Below are 20,246 nucleotides of genomic sequence, written 5' to 3'. Positions count from 1 at the left end.
CAGGCGAGCCGAGAACATCGGACACGCTTGGATAACCATTTTTTACCTCCTTATTTTTTGTGATGACAAGGTGCGCCGATTATAAGCACAGAAAAAATAGCCGTCCATCGGGGGCCTCTGTCTCTTGCCCCCGTGGTGAGGCGGGTCCGGGTACACGGAGGCAGTGGCATTATCTGCTGTGCCAGCAAAGTCAAAGCCCCGCATTGCGGGGCCTTGGCTGTATGAGAATGGTGGGTCAATCGCGGGGGGTCTTGAGCGCCTGGATCACATCCTCGTCGGGGGCCAGCCCTTCTACGTGGTTGAAGATCTCCAGCCCCTCCTGCGCATTGATGGTAAAGGCGTCGGCACTGCGATAGCTGCCGCTGCCGGCGCTTTCGATGATGACGATGAGCTCGGGCTGCTTGTCGCCGTTGAGATCCTGCAACTTCAGCTCCTTGATGCTGCCATCTCGCGCCAGTACCTTGCCATCGATGAACTGATCGAGGGGAAACTGGGGGTTGGCGCCGGAATAGAGACGCACGTCGTAGCTGCCGATGGAGGCGGGCTCACCGCGCCCCTCGCTGATGGCAAGCACCTGACCGGTGGGCAGCGTCAGCTGTTTGAAGAACCCTTCTGCCGCCTGACCAGTCAGTGGCAGGGTGAGCAGACCGAGTGTCATGAGCAAGGCTTTCATGGATGTGATCCTTGTGACTGTGGTGACGGGCGGGTATCTCCGCCCGTCACGGATGTTGATATGTGAGCCGGGTTCAGGTGATGCCTGTCCCGGCTCTTCGAACAGGGCGTCCGTTACCAGATCTTGACCCGTTTGGCGGGGTCCAGATAGAGCTTGTCCCCCGGCTTGATGTTGAATGCCTCGTAGAAGGCGGGGATGTTCGGCACCACGCCGTTGACCCTGTACTCCGGCGGGGAGTGCGGATCCGAGGAGAGCAGCATCTGCATCAGTTCGGGGCGGTACATGCCTTTCCACACCTGGGCCCAGCCGAGGAAGAAGCGCTGTTCGCCAGTGAAGCCGTCCAGCACGGGGGCTTCCTCGCCCTTGAGTGACAGCAGATAGGCCTTGTGGGCTATGGTGAGACCGCCCAGATCGCCAATGTTCTCCCCCAGAGTGAACTGGCCGTTGACGAACTGGCCATTGATGGGCTCGAAGCGGTTGTATTGGGCAACCAGTCGGCTGGTACGAAAGCGAAACTCCTTGAGGTCGGCCGGCGTCCACCAGTCGCGCATCACGCCATCACCGTCGGATTTGGCCCCCTGATCATCGAAACCGTGACCCATTTCATGGCCAATGACGCCGCCTATGGCACCGTAGTTGACGGCATCATCGGCCTGCATGTCGAAGAAGGGGGGCTGCAATATGGCGGCCGGGAAGACGATCTCGTTGTTGCTCGGGTTGTAGTAGGCATTCACCGTCTGCGGCGACATGTGCCACTCGTCCCTGTCCACCGGCTTGCCCAGGCGTGCCAGGCTGTCGGCATATTCAAAGGCGCGAGCCCGTTGCAGGTTGCCTACCAGATCATCGGCACGGATCTCGATGGCGCTGTAATCCTTCCATTTGTCCGGATAGCCTATTTTGGGCCTGAACTTGGCAAGTTTTTCCAGTGCCTGGGTCTTGGTGGCCGGTGACATCCAGTCCAGCTCCTGAATGCTCTGGCCGTAGGCGGTGCGCAGGTTTTCCACCAACTGCTCCATGCGGGCCTTGGCCTGGGGCGGGAAGTAGCGCTCCACATAGAGTTTGCCCACCGCTTCCCCAAGGTGATCGTCCAGTATGCCGAGGGCGCGTTCCCAGGGGGCGCGTTGCTTGGGGGTGCCGCTCAAGGTGGTGCCGAAGAAGGCGAAATTCTGGGCGTCGGTCTTGCTGTCGAGATAGGGGGCATAATCCGTGATGAGCTGCCACTTGAGGTAAGCCTGCCAATCACCGATGGGAGTCTGCTGCATCAGGCCGTCGAGGGCAGCGAGATAGCTGGGCTGGCCGATGATCAGGCTTTGCTGACCGGCGAGACCGGCCTGGCCAAGGTAGCCGTTCCAGTCGATATGGGGGGCGAGGCGCTTGAGCTCGTCGAGGGAGCCCTTGTTGTAGTTCTTCTCCCTGTCCCGCAGGGTCACGTTGTCCCACTGGATCTGGGCGAGTTTGGTCTCAAGGGCCAGGATACGCTTGGCCTTTGCGTTCGCATCCGCTTCGCCAAAGCGTGTCAGCATACCGGCGATGTGCTGCTCGTATTTCTGGCGCAGGGCCTGGCTGTTGGCGTCGGTTTTGAGGTAGTAATCTCTGTCCGGCAGGCTGAGCCCGGACTGATAGAGATAGACGGCATGGCTGTCCGGTGCCTTGGCATCGGCGCCGATCCAGAAGCCGAACGGGGCGCTGCCCCCCAGCTGGCCGGAGCGGGCGAAGGCGCGAGCCAGTCCGTTCTGATCGCGGATCTGATCGATTTCGCCGAGCAGGGGCAGCAGCGGTGTGGTGCCCTTGGCATCCCGACCAGCCTGATCCAGATAGCTGGTGTAGAGATCGCGGATCTGCCGGGCCTGGGTATCGGCGGGGGCCTTGGCATCAAGCCCTTCCACCAGCACTCGTACATCCGCCAGGGATTTGTCCCTGAGCATATAGAAGGCACCATCGGCAGGCCTGTCATCCGGGATCTTGGCGGTGGCCAGCCAGTGACCGTTCACGTAGCGGAAGAAGTCATCACCGGGTTTGACCCGGGTATCCATGTTGGCCAGTGCCAGGCCCGAGTGCTTGTCTGCCGTGTCCGGCGCCTGACTGCAACCGGCTAACAGGGCCAACCCAATGAGGCCGGCCAGTATGCTTTTCTTGTTGTTCATTCTGTTGGATTCCAATTCGGGTTATTCAGCTTCCTTGCCCACGCAGGGCGCACATCACTCTAGCAGTCGGGTTACAGCTTGATAAGCCCGACTCTGCTAAGATCGGCCAGGTCGTTTTGGGGAAGCCTATGATTTCTCGTATTTATTCTCGTTTTTGTCAGACCCTGCCAGAGCCGGAAGGTTCCCGGGGCTTGTTGGTAGCCTTCAGTGGCGGGCTCGATTCCACAGTGTTGCTGGCGTTGGCGGCGCAGTTTGCCCGCGAGCATGGGCTTGCGCTGCGCGCCTTGCACGTTCACCACGGCCTCAGCCCCCACGCCGATGAGTGGGTCGCCCACTGCGAAGCCGTGTGTCAGCAACTGGCGGTGCCGCTCATGGTGGAGCGGGTGCAGCTGGTGCGTGGCAATGGTGAGAGTCTGGAGGCACAGGCGCGGGATGCCCGTTATCAGCGGCTGGCCGCCAGGCAGGAAAAAGGGGAGTGGCTGCTCACCGCTCATCATCAGGACGATCAGCTGGAGACTTTGCTGCTGGCCCTCAAGCGAGGTGCCGGTCTGCGCGGTCTGGCGGGGATCTTGCCGAGTCAGCCCTTTGCCGGTGGCCTCTTGTTGCGCCCCCTGCTTGAGTTCAGCCGCGCCGAATTGGCCGAGGCGGCGGCGACCCTCCCCTTCGGCTGGGTGGAGGATGAGAGCAATCAGGACGTAAGCTATGACCGCAATTTTCTGCGTCAGCAGTTGATCCCCCAGCTCAAGGCACGCTGGCCGGCCATGGCTCGTACCGCCGCCCGCAGCATGGCGCTGTGCGCCGAGCAGGAGGCGTTATTGGAGGAGCTGGCCGAAGAAGACTGGCAGCTGGCCTGTGGAGGGGAGGCGCTGCACGTTTCATCGTTACCGGCTTCATCGCTGCAGATTGTGCCCCTGCTCACCCTGTCGCCCACCCGGCGCAACAACTTGCTGCGTTACTGGATCCGCCGCCTGGGGGGCGAGATGCCCTCCCGGGATCAGCTCGCTCTGCTGTGGCAGGAGGTGGCGCTGGCGCGGGAGGATGCCAACCCTCAGTTCAGCCTGAAAAACCTCGATTGCCGCCGTTTTCAGGGGCGGCTGCATCTGGTTCAGCCCGGGTTGACGCCCCGTCACGAACAACTGGCTGTCACTATCGGCGAGTCCGTGGGCCTGCCCGATGGGCTGGGGCGGGTGCAAGTGTCGGCCAGGCCGGACGGGGAGGGGCTGAGGTTGCCAGGGATGGGGGAGCCTTTGTCGGTGCGTTTTCAGGTGACGCCCGGTGTCATGCTCAAACCTGTGGGGCGCAGCGGCAGCCGCCGTTTCAAGAAGCTGCTGCAAGAGTATGGGGTACCTTCTTGGCTGCGGGGCCGTATTCCCATCCTCTACTATGGCGAGCAGGTGGCGGCAGTGGCCGGACTCTTTATCTGTGACGGATTTATGACGCAAGAAGCGGGGATAGGATGGCAGTGGCTGCCAGCGGCCGACAGCGGCATCCCGCAGTGAGCTCAGGCCCGCCATGCAGCTAGCCTGGCGGGCCTTTTTACGATCCTGGCGCTGTGGTGCTCAGTCCAGCAGACCCGCTTTACCGGCTTTCTTGCGGGCATAGAGGTGAGCATCGGCCGCCTCATACAGGCTCTGGACTGCGACCCCTGATTGCCAGCTGGCCGCCCCCAGACTGCAACCGACCGAGAAGGTGCTGAGTTCCTTGTGGGTCAGCAGCATGTGTTGCAGCCGCAGCCAGACCGGGCGCCAGGCCTCGGGTTCGGCGGGTTGCAGCAAGAGGGCAAACTCGTCGCCACCGAGGCGAAAGGCCTGATCCGTGCTGCGGATGCAGCTCTGGAGCAGATGGGCAAAGCGGCTCAACACCAGATCGCCGACCGGGTGACCCCAGGTATCGTTGATCTGCTTGAAGTGATCGAGATCCAGCAGCACCAGCACCAGACCGTGGGATTCCCGGCTGTGTTGCTCCACGGCGCGACCTATGGCCTCGTCGAAATAGGAGCGGTTGCCGAGCCCAGTCAGGTGATCGAGCCGTACTTGCTGCTCCAGCTGCGCCAGCCGCAGGTAGAGTGGCAGCGGCTGGCAGAGCAGCTGATGGTACTGCTGCAGGATCCGCTGCTGGCTGCCGCTCAGTATGTGTTCCAGGGTGTAGTGCAACTGGCCGAACAGCTGACCGTGCTGGCCGCGCAGTTCAAACGGGTAGCTGTGGAGCGTCAGGCTGGCCTGGGGCGGCTGCTGGATCAGCCTCTGTGGCTGGGGGTTGTCGAAATAGAGGCTATGTATACGGACAACTCTTGCCGCACGATCGGCAAAGGTTGCCAGCAGGCTGTCGAGATCCGACTGTGCCAGCAACAGCTCGAGCAACTGGTTGCGATCCTGACTTGCTAGCGGCGTGAGCCGCTCCATCTGCCGAACCCACAACTCGATGCCATGCCCCAAACCATTCAATGACGATGTGTTTTCCACGGTATAGCCCTCATACGTCCTACTACCTGCCACTTCCCTGCAATCCCTGTGCCTAAAATATGTTCAATGTGAGCAAGGGCGGCTGACTAGGCTTAAGTGGATAAAAAGGGAGGAAAAATTTGTACGCAGATGTGTTGATCCTGCTGTTTGCCGCCGTCTTGCTGGTGGCGATTTTCCGGCGCCTCGGCCAGCCGGTGATCCTCGCTTACCTGGTCGCCGGTGTACTGCTGGGTCCCCATGGCGCCGCCGTTCTCTCCGAGCAGGCGAACATGCAGACCATCGCCGAGCTTGGCATCGTCTTTCTGATGTTCTCACTGGGGCTGGAGTTCTCGTTGCCGCGTCTGATCGCCATGCGGATGCTGGTCGTGGGGATCGGTGGTCTGCAGGTGCTGTTCACCTCCCTGCTGTTCTTCTGGCTTGGCTGGTGGTGGGGGCTGAGCCTGCCCCAGGCGCTGGTGGTGTCGGGCACTCTGGCGCTCTCTTCCACCGCCGTAGTGATCAAGCAGTTGGGAGAGCAAAAACAGCTGCATACCCGCCGCGCTCAACTTGGGGTCAGCGTGCTGCTGTTTCAGGATCTGGCGGTGGTGCCGCTGCTGGTGATGATCCCCATACTGGCCAGACCCGAGATCCAGGGCAGTGCCCTGCTGGCGGAGATCGCCTGGGCCACCCTCAAAGGCTTGTTTGCCCTGTTCAGTCTGCTTGCCGTCGGCAAGTGGCTGCTGCCTCTGCTGTTTCACGAGGTGGCGCGGGCCCGCTCCGATGAACTTTTCGTGCTCAGTGCCCTGCTGGTGGCCTTGCTGGCGGCTTTCATGACCCATTCGCTGGGGTTGTCGATGGCACTTGGGGCTTTCCTGGCGGGCATGATGCTGGGCGAGTCCCACTATCGCCATCAGCTGGAGGTGGACATAAGGCCGTTTCGGGATGTGTTGATGGGACTCTTCTTCATCACCATCGGCATGACCATGGATTGGCAACTGGTGGCGCTGGCCTGGTGGCAGGTGATCCTCTGCGTATTTGGCCTCATCTTGATCAAGTCCCTGCTGGTACTGCTGGCGGGTCGCCTGATGGGAGAGCGCAAGCGGGATGCCATGGCGGCGGGGATCATGCTGAGCCAGGTCGGCGAATTTGGCTTCGTGTTGCTGGCGCTGGCCAACCACCACGCGCTGCTCGACCATCAGCTGGTCTCCCTGCTCATCGGCATAGGGGTGATCTCCATCGCCATGACCCCCTGGCTGGTGCAAAAGGCGCACGGTCTGGCGCGCTCGCTCACCGACTCGGCCCTGCTTACCCGCTCCGAGGTGGCGCAGTCGGGGCTGAGCAAACATCAACACGTCATCATCGCCGGTTTTGGCCGTGCCGGGCAGACATGCGCCCGTTTTCTCAAGCTGGAAGACATTCCCTTCCTCGCGCTGGATCTCGATCCCGAGCGGGTGGGCGAAGCCAAAACGGCGGGGGAGCAGGTGGCATTTGGCGATGCCAGCCGGCGCGATATCCTGCTGGCCGCCGGTCTGCTGCGGGCTCGCCTGGTGATCATCACCTTCGACGATCGCAAGCGGGTCGAGGCCATGCTGGCGCTGATAAAGGAGCTGGCGGGGCAGGTCAGGGTACTGGTACGGACCCGGGACGACAGCTTTCTGGAGGCCTTCAAGCAGGCAGGGGCGCATGAGGTGATCCCGGAATCCCAGGAAGGGGCCCTGATGCTGGTCTCTCATCTGTTGCTCAATTGCGACATCCCTATCGGCCGGGTGATCCGGCGCATGGAGCTGGAACGCAGCAGCCAGTATCGCTTTTTGCACGGCTTCTACTGGGGGGACCAGAGTGCCAGCAATCTGGAGACGGATCAGTTGCTCGAGCGTCTGCATCCCGTGCTGCTGCACGATCAGGCCTGGGCCGTGGGGCAGACGGTCCAGGCGCTGGCGCTTGACGCTGTGCGAATAAAAGAGGTGCAACGCGGTGAACAGAGCCTGGAGCCCAGGCCCGAATTGCGGCTGGCGGCAGGGGACAGGCTGGTGCTGTTTGGCAATGCGGTAGCGATGGAGCAGGCGGAACAAAAGTTGCTGGAGGGGCGTTAGGCCTTGCGCTGCACAAGGCCGACCAGCTGATTTACGCCTCTTCCCGCATCACGTCTTCAATCCCCAGAAATTGTTCGACCCGCGCCCGCTCGTTGAGGGTGTCCCTGTAACCCAGCTTGATCAGTTGCTGGCAGTAGCCGGGATAGAACATCAGAAAGCTGGCCAGGCTGCTGGTCTCGTCCCCCGACACTCCCAGCACCCGCAAGAGGCGGCGCAGGTGTACAGGCAGCTTGCGCAGATAGGCCAGCGCTATGGTGTCGAGATCCTGGCTCGGTTTCAGCACGCAGGTCTCCACCCGTTTGAGTTTCAGGCGTCTGCGCTCCCGCTCGGGTATGAGATCCAGGGTCTGATTGATACGCCATAGCCGCTCCAGATCCGAATTCAGGGTATCGGTAAAGACGGTATCGAGCAGGTGACTCGCGATGTTGGAGCTGGTCAGGTGGCCATGGCGAAAGGTGGGGGCCGAGTGGGCAGGTGGATCCAGCGCAATCAGCAGGATCCGCTCCGCCCCCAGATGGATGGCTGGGCTTAATGGGCTCAACTGGTGAATGGAACCATCGCCGTAAAACTTGTCGCCAATATGGGTCGCCGGAAAGACAAACGGCAACGCCGAGGAGGCCAGCAGGTGATCCGAGGTGAGCAGGGTGCGCACCCCACGCCGTCTGGCTCGCTCCCACGGCAGATGGTCGGCCCGTCCCTGAAAAAAGGTGGTTGAGAGGCCGTCATCATAGTCCGACGCTGTGATGGCCAGTGCCTCCAGGCTGCCATAGAGGATGTTGTCGTCGATGCGGTGATAGTCGATGAGCTGATCCAGCAGGCGGCGCAGGGGGGCGTTGTCAAACAGGTGAAAGGCGTGATTGGTGTGAGGATTGATAAGCCCGGCCGAGCCTTCATACAACAGCCGCCACAGCAATCTGCCGGGGTGAAAGTCGAAGATATGGTGGGTTTCGAAGCGGCGCCAGACCCACTCCAGCTTGCGTACCCCCAGGTGGAAACAGGAGGCATAGCAGGCCAGCGCCGTGACATTGATGGCACCGGCCGAGGTGCCGCACAATATGGGAAATGGAATGCCGAGATTGCGGGGATAAAACTCGGCGATGGCCTTGAGGGCACCGACCTGATAGGCCGCGCGAGCACCGCCACCGGTCAAGAGAAGAGCTGTGTTGGGTCTGGCCATGATACTGCGCCTTATGGTTGCCACTGAAGGTGTTGCCACCGAGCAATTTAACTATAAGGCGCTGTATCGAATATAAAAACAGGTCTGCGCACCATTTTTTCAGCAGGCTGGTTTCAACGGTGGTTATGCCGGTGAATGGGAGCCTGCCAGGCTATCGAAGGCGGCAAAGAGGGGGGCACTGGCAAGGATTCGGCCGTGACCCAATCCACGGGTACTGACCAGTCGGGTACGGCCATCCAGGGTTGCTCGTTGGGAGTCGCCGTAGGGGGCAAACCTGTCTTCCTCGTCGTGCACTATGATGGCGGCGCCGCTGCGGCTGGCGAGACGCCCCAGCGGGTCGACCGTGCTGAGGGGATGCTGGTACTCCTGCTCAATCTCTTTCACTACCGCATCGAACAGGCGGATGGAATAGCCGGAGCGGGCCACCATGCCGTAGAGCTGGGGCACATAGTCGAGCACGGGCGAAACAAGCAGCAGCGGCAACTGGTCGAGGGCTTGTTGGCGACTGGAGAGGGTGACGGCACCTCCCATACTGTGGGCGATGACGCCACTGAGTGGACCGAATTTGGCGACCTGTTCGGCCACCAGCTCGTCAAAGGCGCGCACGAAGCGGGGCAGGTGACCGGTATGACCGGCGCTATGGCCATGGGCCGGATGGTCATAGGCGATGGCGGTGAAGCCCTGGGCGGCGATATGGCTCATCAGCGGATAAAACTGGCTGGCACTGCCTGACCAGCCATGCATCAACAGCCAGACCGGCCCCTGGCCGAGCCGATAGCTCATCAATATCCCTTCGCTGGTGTGCACGGCTTGCTTCACCAGGCCCGCAGGCGCCGCCTCATCCCGCTGATTGCGCTGGGGGGTGAGCAGCAGCTTGCTGGCGGTACGCCTGGCGTGAGCGGGGGCGAGTCTGTGATGCAACCGGGTGCCAAGCCCCAGCAGCCATTTGCTCGGGCTGAAGCGGCGGGTGTTGAAGTAGATCTTGCTGCTCATGATGGTCCTGTCTGTTTTGTGTGCGAACGGTCGTGCTTTTTTGTGGTTTTTTAAAAAGTCATTCGAGAAATCATTGCCAGCTGGTCAGCAGATCATCCACTTCGGGCCAGAAGTGGCGAGCGGGATCCTGACACAAGTCCAGCGCATTGAACACCTGATCTGCCAGATAGAGGCCGTATAGCCGATAGACGGCGCGCCAGGGTTCCAGATCCTGGCGCCACTCCCCCTGCGCCTGACCCTGCACCACCTGGCGGGCCAGGTAGTCGAGCCAGAAGCGCACCAGCTGGCGCGCCGCCTGTTGCACGTCACCCTCCTGGGCCGAGGTCCAGGCATCGAGGAACATGCAGCGACCGGCGAAACACTGATTCCAGGCCAACCAGGCCTGGAGCAGGGCGACAAGTTTTTCGCGCTGGCTCTGGTGTTGTTGCTGGCGCACGGGCTGGATCACCCGCTCCCGGAACACTTCGGCAGCGTGTTCCAGCACGGCGATCTGCAGGTTGTCACGGGATTGAAAGTGGGCAAAGAGACCGCTCTTGGACATCTCACACGCACAGGCCAGCGAGCCTATGGTCAGGCTCTCCAGCCCTTGCTGGCTCGCCTGCTCAAAGGCAGTCTGCAAAATGTTGTCGCGGGTCAGGCGGCCCTTGCTCATCACACTCTCCTCGTTGGCCCTGCAGCATAAAGTACGATCGTGCTAATTGTCGAGGGAGAAACTGGCAGGAGAGGCCACAGGTCAGACTCAATCTTCCTTGATATCCATCTGCTGCAAGGCGATGACCGCCTGGGTGCGGTTCTTGACGCCGGGCTTGCGAAAGGCGGGAGTGATATGGGCCTTGATGGTGGCAAGGGGGTCAGTCGTCCTTGATATCCATCTGCTGCAAGGCAATGACCGTCTGGGAGCGGGTCTTGACGCTGGGCTTGCGAAAGGCGGGAGTGATATGGACCTTGATGGTGGCAAGGGGGTCAGTCGTCCTTGATATCCATCTGCTGCAAGGCGATGACCGCCTGGGTGCGGTTCTTGACGCCGAGTTTGCGAAAAACAGCCGTGATATGGGCCTTGATGGTGGCTTCGGAGACATTGAGCTCCCAGGCGATCTGCTTGTTCAGGCTGCCGTCGCGCAGCATTACCAGCACCTTGTACTGCTGTGGAGTGAGGCTGGCGAGCTTGCTGGCGAAATCGGGGCCGTCTTCGGATTCGGGATGCAGGGATATGCCGGCTGGCACCCAGTTATCTCCCCCGATCACCGTATTGAGGGCGTTGACCAGCTCTTTCATGGGGACCGACTTGGGGATGAAACCCAGCGCGCCGAGCCGCAGTACCTGCTGGATGATGGCGGCATCTTCCGAGGCGGAGACCACGACAATGGGCAGGTCGGGATACTGGCCGCGCAGGTGGGCGAGGCCGGAGAAGCCGTTGGCACCGGGCATCTTGAGATCGAGCAGCAACAGGTCTACCTCAGGGTGTTCCCCCAGCAGGCTGGTCAGGCTGTTGATGGAGTCGGCCTCCAGCAGCTGGGCATCCTTGATGGCCATGTGCACAGCTTGATAGAGGGCGCCCCGAAACAGGGGGTGGTCATCTGCGATGACGATGGTAAATTGGCTGTCCATTGCTCACATTGTTGCTAACTGATTGTTTTGGAAAATCAAACTAGCATCGCTCCCTTGGGGGGTCAAACCCGCAGGCGTGCAAATGTGAAGCGACCGTCGGATGTCGTGCCATTGGGGCAGATGGGATGGTCACGAGCAACCCATGCAGGAGGCAAGAGATGGGATCCTTGGTATTGACGGTGGGCACGGGCTCCACCTGGGCAATGCGGGCGGCACTGGTGCTCGCCATGAGCGGGCAGGAGTGGCAGGAGCAGGTGTTTGATCTGGAAGATGCCAAGGCGCTGGCGCGGCTCAAGCGGTTGGCGCCTGCCGGCCTGGTGCCCTGGCTGGATCACGATGGCGTGCGGGTACACGACTCGCTGGCCATTGCCGAATACCTGTACGAGCTCTGCCCAGACCGCCAGCTCTATCCCGCTTCCCGGGCCGAGCGGGCGCTGGCCCGCAGTCTGTGCGCGGAAATGCACTCGGGCTTTGGCCAGATCCGCAGTCAGCTTCCCTTCTTTCTGGGGGCGCCGACCCGCAGCGAGCCACCGGTGGAGGCCATCGGCGAGCTGGCTCGCCTGCAGACCATCTGGTCCCAGGCGAGGGGACCATTTTATTTCGGTGAAGAGGGCATTATAGATGCCTTCTATGGGGTGATGGCCTATCGGCTTGCCAGCTATGGCATCCAGTTGCCCGGTCAGGCCGGTGTCTATCAGCAGGCCTTGCTGGCCTGGCCTTTGTGGCAGGCTCTGCTGGTCAAGGTACGGTTGCAGTGGCCTGTGGCTGCCCGTCAGCCGGCGTAAGACTGCCCTGTTGAACGGGTCGGTGACTGACATTGAAGAGGGGAGCCATTGGCTCCCCTCTCTGCTGATGGGTGGGACTGTCTACGGCTGCCGACCGGCAAACACCACCACCACCTTGTCCTCCCCCTTCTCCCGCACGAAGCTGTAGGGAGCATCCGACAGCTTCTTGTGGCTGCCAGCGGCTATGGCCGGATGGGCGGCGCGGAACTGGCCGAGTCGCTGCCAGTGCTTGACCAGCTCGGCCTTCTCGCCGCTCCCGATTTCCTGCCAGTTCATGTCCGAGCGAACACTCTGATCGAACACGCCGCCATCCTTGGCCAGACCCCGGCCGGACTCGTCGCCGTAGTAGAGCTGGATGCCCCCCGGTAGCAGCATGAAGCTGTTGGCGACTCTGCGTTGCAGCGGCACATCCTGATAGTCGCCAAAGAACAGCTTGGTGTCGTGGGAGCTGATGTAGCTCAGCACGTTGAACTCGGGATCCTGATTGATGCGGCTGGCGTAGCTGGCATAGGTGGGATCGCTGCCCGCCATGCACTGGGCCTGGGGCAGGGCGAACTCGCGCTGATAGTCGAAGTTGATCAGGGAATCGAAACCGTTCTGATACCAGAAATCCTTGGTGACCCCGTGATCCCACACTTCGCCCACCATGTAGAAGGGCAGATCGTCGAGCGCCTTGCTTGGATTGGCGTCCTTCCACTCCTTGAGCGCCGCCGTGCCCGCCTGTTTGAGCTTGGCCCACACTGCGGGCTCCAGGTGCTTGACGGTGTCGGCGCGAAAGCCGTCGATGCCGAAGCGGCGCACCCAGTCGGTGTGCCAGGCAATGAGGTAGTCGCTCACAGTGGCATTGGGCAGCGCCTTGGCTCTGGTGTCCTTCTTCGCGGCCAGCAGCGGTGGCAGACCTACCGGTTTGGTCGATTCGGTCAGGAAGTCCGGCAGCCCCGCCACCGAACCGGTGACGTCGTCGGTGCCCGGTTGCGGGTAGCCGGGCAGGCCGGCGCGTACCCAGTCAGGGCCCCACCACTTGTTCCAGTCTGGTGATTGGTAGTCGATAAACTGGTTGTAGCCATGCCAGTTGAGGCCGCCACTCGGACGCCATTCGTTCCAGCGGGCCGGCAGTTTGCCGGTGTTCTGGGTCAGATCGGTGAGCCCCAGATCCTGCAGGTCGGCCAGGGTGGCGTAACCGGCGTGGTTCATCACCACATCGAGGATGATCCGCATGCCACGCTTGTGGGCCTCGTCCGCCAGGGTCTTCAGGCTCTCCTCGTCGCCATAGTTGGGATCGATCTTGGTGAAATCCAGTGCCCAGTAGCCGTGGTAGGCGTAGAAGGGGAAGTTGCCCTGCTCGCCGCCGCCGATGAAGCCGTGTACCTGCTCCACCATGGGAGTGATCCAGATGGCGTTCATGCCGAGGCTCTTGATGTAGTCGAGCTTCTCGGTCAGCCCCTTGAAGTCGCCGCCATGCCAGGTTGCCACCTCGTCCTGACCATCCTTCTGGCGGCCGAAGCTGTGATCGTTGGCGGGATCGCCGTTGTGGAAGCGATCGGTCAGCAAGAAATAGACGCTCGCCTGATCCCAGCTGAAAGGTGCTTGCTTGGCTGCCTTGACCGGTTCAAGCAGCAGCAGGCCGCCGCTCTCCTTGCTCGGGGTCAGGGTCAGCTTGCCCTGTTTGACCACGGCCTCCTGTTTTGAGTAGGCATCCCGCAGCCGGGTGCCGTCAGGCCAGACTCCCTTCAGTGACACCGTCACAGGGCCGCCATCCCAGGCGATACAGGGCTCTGCCGGGGGCTGGCGCTTGAACTCGCTCTTCCTGGTCGCCCTCAGCACCTTGAGGCTGGGGGTATCGGGGTTGAAGGTAAACTCGTAGTCCCCGGCCAGCATCACCCTCAGGGTGAAACTTGTCCCTTTGGCGCATTTGTCCATGGGTTGGGCTGTGCCGAAGGGGAGCGGCCTGGCCTCAGGTGGCCCGAAGCTGGTGCCGCAACTGTTGCCGGCATCGCCGATGCGGATCTGGTGGCTGCCCTTATCCAGCTTGTGGGTCAGGCTGACGGTGCCCTTGTCCAGCGTCAGCGCCTCGGCCACAGGTTTGCCATCCACATAGAGATGCACCTCGGGGGAGGCCAGCACCAGGCCTGAACACAGGGGGCCAGCCAGCAGGGCGAGCCAGAGGGGAGAGAAGCGAGGAGAGCGACGCATAAGCCATTCCTTGAGCAAGGGTAACCGGACCAGATTCCGTCAATGGGGCTCATTCTAGGTGGCATAGTGGCGGGCTTGGACAGGTAAAACGCCGATCTGTGAACTCAGTTCAAATGGTTACGTTTTCAAGCCAGGTAAAGTGTGATGACGGCAAGCATCCGATCGCGCTTGTCCAGAGAAGGCCGCCCTGACGTCAAGAAGCCGCCGCCCGAGTCGCGACATTCACAGGGCATTTGCTCACGACTGAGCAACCCCAAGGCATAGCTTCGGTGCTTGTACTGGGCCCGCTTCTTTTCCCGGAAAAATGGCACGGCTCTAACCCGACGCGGCGGACCCCGCTAACTGTATCGGTCAGCGGGTATTACAGTACGGGTCAGTCACAGTTGGCGGATGTGACCACTTTGCGCGATATGCCAGAGGCTGTCTTAGTCACTATTCACCATGCGCTGTGCGTTAACAGAGGGACAGGTGCGCAGATATTGATATGGGGTCAGGCCGAATTCTTGCTTGAAGCGGGCGGCGAAACGGCTGGGAGAGTCATAACCGCAGGCGAGGGCCACCTCCAGCGGAGTGAGGGCTTGTTGCAGCAGGGTGAGGGCGTGGCTCATGCGCACCTGGGTCAGCAGCTGGCGAAAGCTGCGCCCCTCGGCGGCCAGCTTGCGCACCAGGGAGGCGCGGCTCATGGCGAAGTGGGGGGCTATGGTCTCGAGTGTATGGTCGGCGCCTGGCTCCACCCCGAGGTAGCGGGCCAGCCGCTCCCCGAGTGTCATTGTGCTGGCGGGAAACAGCAGGTCGAGTGCATGGGCGGCGTGCAGCTCGGCATAGAAGCCGTGCAGCAGCTGGGTCTGGGTGGCCTGGCTCAGCGTGCGGCTGGCCATGGAGCAGACCAGCTCGAAGCAGAACGCCAGCGCCGGGTTCACCTCAAGGCGCGGCTCCCTCTGCAGGGTGGGTGGGGCGCTGTTCAGCCATTCGGCGGGGGGAGGGGCCAGCAGGGTCAGGGCATGGGAGCTGAACTTGCCCTGCTCGGGCTGATTGATGAAGGTGAGCTGGTGGCCTGCCGGGATCAGCAGCCAGCTCCCCTTGTCAAACGACAGGCGCCTGTCCTGCCACCACAGCTGCTTGTGGCCCTGCTGTACCCAGATGAGGGTCGGCGCATAGATGAGCACCCTGTGCAGGGGCTGCTCGCGGATCCCGAAATAGTGATTCAGTTGCAGCAAGGGAGTGCTCATCCAGCGGGCTCCTAGGGGGTGACGAAGGTGGCGGTCAGGGTGGCCTTGCCCAGCGCCATGGCATTGAGCATGTAGCCTACCATGGCGGGCGGGGTATCTGCCTTCACCTCGAGATCCTGAGGCAAAGCCCAGGCGGTGAACTGGTAGCGGTGCATGCCATGCCCGGCGGGGGGGCAGGGGCCGCCGTAGCCCTGGCTGCCGAAGTCGGTTCCGAGCTCCAGCCCCTGCTTGAGCTTACCGGAGGCGTTGCTGGCCAGCTCGCTCTGATTGGCGGGCAGGTTCACCACCAGCCAGTGCCACCAGCCGCTGCCGGTGGGGGCATCGGGATCATAGGCCGTGATGGCGACGCTTCTGGTGCCGGCCGGCAGGTCCTGCCAGCTCAGCTGGGGCGAGCGGTTCTCCCCCTTGCAACCGAAGCCGTTGAAGCTGAACGCCTTGTCCATCAGCTGACCTTCCTGGATGTCCGTGCTCTTCAAGGTCATGGCAGAGGCGGGCAGGGCCGCCACGCACAGCAGGGAGAGCAGGGCGGAACGCAGGGGTAATTTCATTGTGGTGCTCCTTTATGGATTAAGGGATCTCCATGGGGGGATCCTGATGAGGGGATCAGTCTAGCGAAGGAGGGTCAGCCTGGTGCAACATCAAGGCTCAATATCAGGTTTCAGGTGGCTGATTGTGAGCAGGTCTGCATCTGGAAGGTAAAAGATTGGTAAGGTGGGGTGAGACGGCAAGGGAGAAGACGGCTGGTGGTGTGGCGGCCATAAAAAACCGGCCTCATGGAGGCCGGTTTTGACATTGTGCTGACAGCAGAGCAGGCGGCTTAGCGCAGTATCATCTGCTCGCGGCCCGGGCCGACGGAGACCATGGGAACCGGCACACCCAGCAGGGCTTCGATACGCAGCACATAGTGCTGGGCAGCCTTGGGCAAGTCTTCAAACTTGCGGATGTGGGAGATGTCTTCGCTCCAGGCTTCCATGGACTCGTACACCGGCTTCAGACCGGCGGTCTGTGGCCAGATCGGGTTCTCGGTGTTGGCACCTTCGTAGGCCACGCAGATCTTCAGATCCGGCATGCCGGAGAGGCAGTCCAGCTTGGTCAGGGCGATCTCGTTGGCGGCCTGGATCTCCAGACCCTGCTTGGTAGCAACGGCGTCGAAGTAGCCGATGTCACGGGGACGGCCAGTGGTGGCACCGAACTCGTTGGCGAACTTGCGGAACTCTTCCTGGTTCTCCATGGCGGTGATCAGGGTGCCGGTACCGACAGAGGTACTGAACGCCTTGGCCACGGCAATCACGCGCTCGGGGCGCAGGGCTGGCAGGCCGCCACCGATGCCGGCGTAAGCGCCGGAAACGTGGGAAGAGGTCACCCAGGGGTATTCGCCGTAGATGAGGTCACGGCCGGCGCCAAGCTGGGCTTCGAACAGCAGGGTGCCATTCTGGGCCTGGATGGCCTTGAGCGGCTCGCTGACGTTGCAGACGGCGTCGATCCAGGGTGCGGACACTTCCAGCAGCCAGTCGGCCATTTCCTGGGCGGTCTGGCTGAACTCGAAGCTCGGGTAGAGGGCTTTGAGCTGCGGCAGTTTCCAGTCGAGGAAGAACTGGATGCGCTCGACCAGTACTTCAGGCTGTTTCAGCCAGCCGACCAGGATCGCTTTTTTCATGACCCGATCACCGTAAGCCGGTGCAATGCCCTGACGGGTGGAGCCATAGGCGCCATCACCCAGACGGACTTCTTCCAGGGTATCTTCCAGCGCATGGATCGGCAGGCAGAAGGTAGCGCGATCAGAGATGGCCAGTTTAGGGGTCACGCCGGCGGCTTTCACTTCAGCCAGCTCGCGGGTCAATGGCTCCGGGCTGATGACCATGCCAGGGCCGAGGACAACCAGGCACTCCGGGTTGAATACGCCGCTCGGCAACTGGTGCAGCTTGAAGGTGCCCAGGTCGTTGACGACGGTGTGGCCGGCGTTGTTGCCGCCCTGAAAACGGATGCTGGCGGCGGATTGACCTGCCAGATAATCGACGATGCGGCCTTTGCCTTCATCACCCCAGTTAGCACCTACGACTACGATAGACGACATGACTCTTTCTCCTAAGACGTTAGGCGTTCATCCTAGGAGGCTAAGGCGGATTAGAAAAATTAATTATCTTTATAATTCCGATAAGAGAACCATATAATTACAACAGCGTTATCGGCAAGACACCTGTGCTGCTGCACTGGCCGGCATAAGGTGCGCATAGGTGGAAAACAAAAGGATCCCCATGCTGGATATTCACTGGCTGCAAACCTTCGTCACCCTGGCACGGTTGCAGCACTTCGGCCACACCGCCACCGAACTGCACATGACCCAGCCCAATGTCAGCCTGCACCTCAAAAATCTGGAGCAGGCTACCCGGGTCAAGCTGATTGAACGCAGCCCGTTCCGGCTGACCCAGGCGGGGGAGCGCCTGTTGCAAAGTGCCGAGCGCGCCATCAATGAGTTGCTGCTGTGCCAATCCGACCTCAATGCCCTCAATCAGCTGAGTCAGGGCACGCTTGCCATCGCCGCCAGCGACATCATCTCCCGCTTGCTGCTGATCCAGCCGTTCCAGCGTTTCAAGCAGGAGTTTCCCGGCATCGACCTCACCTTGTTCAATACCACGTCGGATCAGGCGGCCGAGCTGGTCAAGGCTGGCAAGGCGGACCTTGGCTTCGTGATGGCGCAAAAGCGCAGCGAACCTCTGTTCTACACAGAGTTGCAGCAAGTGACCTGGTGCGCGCTGGGACACGGCTTGGCCCGCTGGCAAGCGCGGGCGAAGGCAGGAGAGAGCGATCCCCTCGATGAGCCGACCCTGATCCTGCTCGGTCACGATACCCGCACCCGGGCGCTGATAGACCCTTCCTTGCCTCTGCTCGGTTTGCCTACTTGTCGCATCATGGAAGTGGGCAGCGTGGATGCCCAGCTCGACTGGGCCGAGGCGGGATTCGGGGTGGCCATAGTGCCGGACTTCTCGCTCCATCCGCGCCTCAAGCTCACCGCCCCCGTGACCAGATTGACCGACTTTCCCGGCACCAGCTTAGGGTACGTGGTGCGTCAGAACCAGGTGTTGTCACGGGCCATCAAGCAGCTGCTGCACTGGGTGGAGGAGGAGATACAGAGGCCGGATGCCTACCATCCACCGCAGCCCACGGCTGAGCGCTGAACCGGTTTCGGATAAGCCGGGGGCGTTGTCGCTTGTCCGGCCGCGATCACAACCGACAACAGGCAAGGTTTGACGGCTGAAATAAACGGTATATCTATCGCCTTCATTCCCGCTGTGTGTGCCGGGCCAAGGGATATAAAACGATACAAAAAAAGAGGCCACCCGAATGGGTGGCCTCTTTGCCTTGGGTATCCCGGGATCACTGGGCGGGGATGCTCGCCGAGGGCGCGGCGGGCAAGGGCTGGCTCGCGTCGTTCGTTGCACTGGTCGCGCTTGGCGATCCCCCTTTTGTGTCGCTTGTCGTCCCAGTGGCAACCGCTGCAGGAGAGACTGCCGCCGAGGCGGGCATAGTCACGGTTGCTTGCGTTGTCGTTGCCGCCGACGGGGGAGCGGCCACCCCGGGTTGAGTCGCCATGGCGGTCGAGGTGGGCTGCACGGCAACGGGCTGGGTTGCCACCGGGGCGGATGTGCCCGCCGGGGGGGCGGTCACCTCGCTGCTGGCGTGCGCAGCCGAGGCCGCTTCCATTGCGGGAGTTGCCGCCGACACTTCTGTCGTAGAGGCAGTGAGGGATTCAGGTGTCAGTGACGGCAGTGGCAGGGCGGCGTCTTCCATGCCCGGATGGCGCGGTACGTCTGCCGCGGCCAGCATGGAGTCCTGGGTGAGGGGCGTCAGTGCCGGGTGCAATCGGGTAAATTGCTTGAGCCGCGCGGTCAGCACATCTCGCACTGTGCGCACCTCGGCTTCGGGCAGGCTGTCTAGTGTGATCAACTCGGCGGTAACGGCGAAGGTACTGACGCTGGTGGGCTGTCCGGGATAGAGGTTGGCGCCGATCCGGCTGTGCTGATAGTAAGGGTGGTGCTTGAGCAGGCGGTCGATCTGCTCTCCTTCGATAGGAATGATACGCGCCTTGCAGCGACCGGTCAGGTCCCCTATGCCCTGATTGGGGTGGCCCGCCACCACGAAAGCGGCGTCCAGAGTGCCATCGCAGAGCCCTTCCAGCCGACTGTTGACTGCGGCCGGGATGACGGGGGCAAAGCTGCTTGCCTGCCAACCCATGGCATCGAGCAGAGCCTGACTGGTGACGCGCTCCCCCGAGCCCGGGTTGCCCAGATCGACCCGCTTGCCTTCGATGTCAGCCAGGGTAGTGATGCTGCTGGTGGCGCTGGCAAGCAGGGTCAGCGACTCCTGATGGAGCCTGAACAGGCTGCGAAGCCGGTCGTTGGGCGGCTGGCCAACGAAGGGGCCCGTGCCTTTGGCGGCATGATGAACCACATCCGACTGCACCAGTGCCAGCTGGATTTTGCCCTGGCCCAGCTCCTTCAAGTTGGCCAGCGAACCTGAGGTGCTCTGCACCGAACAGTGCAGCCCCTTGCTGGCACTCTCTTCGTTCAGCAAGCGGCAGATGGCGCCTCCGGTCGGATAGTAGACGCCGTTGAGCGCCCCTGTGCCAATGGTGAGATTGGTGGGCGTGGTGGCGTGCAGGGGCAGTGCCAGTGCCGCAGCCAGCCAGGGCAGTGTGATTCGTAGCAGGGCAGGCAGGTGGTGCAAGGGGCTTGGGTACATAGTGAACCGGATAAATGGCTGATAAAAGGGATGGGCCTGGCCCATCCCGTATGACGTCTCATGTTGTCTATTCAGCGGCGGGCCACAATCACAAGGGAGTCAGCCATTGTGGCCCGCAACGACTGTGCTCAAGCGTAGTTGGTTGCCGCCGACATGCAGCTGCAAAAATA

Annotated in this window: 16 protein-coding genes and 2 pseudogenes; 4 read left to right on the top strand and 14 right to left on the bottom strand. The window is 61.8% G+C overall.

Features of this window, described 5'->3' with window-relative positions; translation table 11 throughout:
• Positions 1–235: 235 nt before the first annotated feature.
• Positions 236–673 (bottom strand): PliI family lysozyme inhibitor of I-type lysozyme, encoded by a 438-nt coding sequence (locus tag GWQ27_RS00430; RefSeq protein ID WP_005312116.1) that lies wholly within the window; start codon positions 671–673, stop codon positions 236–238.
• 113 nt (positions 674–786) lie between these two features.
• Positions 787–2,817 (bottom strand): M13 family metallopeptidase, encoded by a 2,031-nt coding sequence (locus tag GWQ27_RS00425; protein ID WP_275906409.1) that lies wholly within the window; start codon positions 2,815–2,817, stop codon positions 787–789.
• Between the two features lie 128 nt (positions 2,818–2,945).
• Here GWQ27_RS00425 and tilS point away from each other — a divergent pair, with 128 nt between their 5' ends.
• Positions 2,946–4,316, top strand: a complete 1,371-nt coding sequence (gene tilS, locus GWQ27_RS00420) for a tRNA lysidine(34) synthetase TilS (protein WP_275906408.1) — start codon at positions 2,946–2,948, stop codon at positions 4,314–4,316.
• A 60-nt stretch (positions 4,317–4,376) separates the two neighbouring features.
• Here tilS and GWQ27_RS00415 read toward each other — a convergent pair whose 3' ends face one another.
• Entirely contained in the window at positions 4,377–5,279 is a 903-nt protein-coding gene (locus GWQ27_RS00415; protein ID WP_034282344.1) for a GGDEF domain-containing protein, read from the bottom strand.
• A gap of 119 nt (positions 5,280–5,398) precedes the next feature.
• Here GWQ27_RS00415 and GWQ27_RS00410 point away from each other — a divergent pair, with 119 nt between their 5' ends.
• Positions 5,399–7,351 (top strand): monovalent cation:proton antiporter family protein, encoded by a 1,953-nt coding sequence (locus GWQ27_RS00410; protein WP_275906407.1) that lies wholly within the window; start codon positions 5,399–5,401, stop codon positions 7,349–7,351.
• 31 nt (positions 7,352–7,382) lie between these two features.
• On the opposite strand, the gene GWQ27_RS00405 is transcribed toward GWQ27_RS00410, so the two are convergent.
• From GWQ27_RS00405 to GWQ27_RS00380, 6 genes and pseudogenes are all read right to left on the bottom strand, one after another.
• Positions 7,383–8,528, bottom strand: coding sequence for a patatin-like phospholipase family protein (locus GWQ27_RS00405; RefSeq protein WP_021139084.1), 1,146 nt, complete (start codon positions 8,526–8,528; stop codon positions 7,383–7,385).
• Between the two features lie 123 nt (positions 8,529–8,651).
• The gene (locus tag GWQ27_RS00400; RefSeq protein WP_059112103.1) at positions 8,652–9,521 is read right to left on the bottom strand and encodes an alpha/beta fold hydrolase; all 870 of its coding nucleotides are present in this window, start codon (positions 9,519–9,521) and stop codon (positions 8,652–8,654) included.
• Between the two features lie 70 nt (positions 9,522–9,591).
• Positions 9,592–10,173, bottom strand: a complete 582-nt coding sequence (locus GWQ27_RS00395) for a TetR/AcrR family transcriptional regulator (RefSeq protein WP_005312128.1) — start codon at positions 10,171–10,173, stop codon at positions 9,592–9,594.
• Positions 10,174–10,260: 87 nt separating this feature from the next.
• A pseudogene (locus tag GWQ27_RS00390) lies at positions 10,261–10,365 on the bottom strand (DNA-binding response regulator); the annotation flags it as partial.
• A gap of 7 nt (positions 10,366–10,372) precedes the next feature.
• A pseudogene (locus tag GWQ27_RS00385) lies at positions 10,373–10,477 on the bottom strand (DNA-binding response regulator); the annotation flags it as partial.
• Positions 10,478–10,484: 7 nt separating this feature from the next.
• The gene (locus tag GWQ27_RS00380; RefSeq protein ID WP_059112100.1) at positions 10,485–11,129 is read right to left on the bottom strand and encodes a response regulator transcription factor; all 645 of its coding nucleotides are present in this window, start codon (positions 11,127–11,129) and stop codon (positions 10,485–10,487) included.
• A 158-nt stretch (positions 11,130–11,287) separates the two neighbouring features.
• On the opposite strand from GWQ27_RS00380, the gene GWQ27_RS00375 reads away from it, so the two are divergent.
• Positions 11,288–11,914, top strand: coding sequence for a glutathione S-transferase (locus tag GWQ27_RS00375; protein ID WP_021139080.1), 627 nt, complete (start codon positions 11,288–11,290; stop codon positions 11,912–11,914).
• An 81-nt stretch (positions 11,915–11,995) separates the two neighbouring features.
• Here GWQ27_RS00375 and GWQ27_RS00370 read toward each other — a convergent pair whose 3' ends face one another.
• The 4 genes from GWQ27_RS00370 to GWQ27_RS00355 all read right to left on the bottom strand — a co-directional run bounded on the left by GWQ27_RS00370 (position 11,996) and on the right by GWQ27_RS00355 (position 17,410).
• A complete protein-coding gene (locus GWQ27_RS00370; protein ID WP_275906406.1) occupies positions 11,996–14,107 on the bottom strand; it encodes an alpha-amylase in 2,112 nt (703 codons plus the stop codon).
• 425 nt (positions 14,108–14,532) lie between these two features.
• Complete coding sequence (locus GWQ27_RS00365) at positions 14,533–15,336, bottom strand: helix-turn-helix transcriptional regulator (protein WP_275906405.1); 804 nt, start codon at positions 15,334–15,336, stop codon at positions 14,533–14,535.
• An 11-nt stretch (positions 15,337–15,347) separates the two neighbouring features.
• A complete protein-coding gene (locus GWQ27_RS00360) occupies positions 15,348–15,884 on the bottom strand; it encodes a YbhB/YbcL family Raf kinase inhibitor-like protein (RefSeq protein WP_005312147.1) in 537 nt (178 codons plus the stop codon).
• A gap of 269 nt (positions 15,885–16,153) precedes the next feature.
• Complete coding sequence (locus GWQ27_RS00355; protein ID WP_021139077.1) at positions 16,154–17,410, bottom strand: adenylosuccinate synthetase; 1,257 nt, start codon at positions 17,408–17,410, stop codon at positions 16,154–16,156.
• Between the two features lie 181 nt (positions 17,411–17,591).
• Between GWQ27_RS00355 and GWQ27_RS00350 the strand changes: the two genes are divergently transcribed.
• Entirely contained in the window at positions 17,592–18,512 is a 921-nt protein-coding gene (locus GWQ27_RS00350) for a LysR family transcriptional regulator (RefSeq protein ID WP_058393458.1), read from the top strand.
• Between the two features lie 199 nt (positions 18,513–18,711).
• Here the strand turns inward: GWQ27_RS00350 and GWQ27_RS00345 are convergent, their stop codons facing one another.
• The gene (locus GWQ27_RS00345) at positions 18,712–20,076 is read right to left on the bottom strand and encodes a TAXI family TRAP transporter solute-binding subunit (RefSeq protein ID WP_275906404.1); all 1,365 of its coding nucleotides are present in this window, start codon (positions 20,074–20,076) and stop codon (positions 18,712–18,714) included.
• Between the last annotated feature and the right edge of the window lie 170 nt (positions 20,077–20,246).

This window comes from Aeromonas sp. 5HA1 (assembly GCF_029237245.1).
Classification (GTDB): Bacteria; Pseudomonadota; Gammaproteobacteria; order Enterobacterales; family Aeromonadaceae; genus Aeromonas; species Aeromonas salmonicida.
Note: the sequence above shows the minus strand (reverse complement) of the source record. Positions and strands in the feature narration are given on the sequence as shown.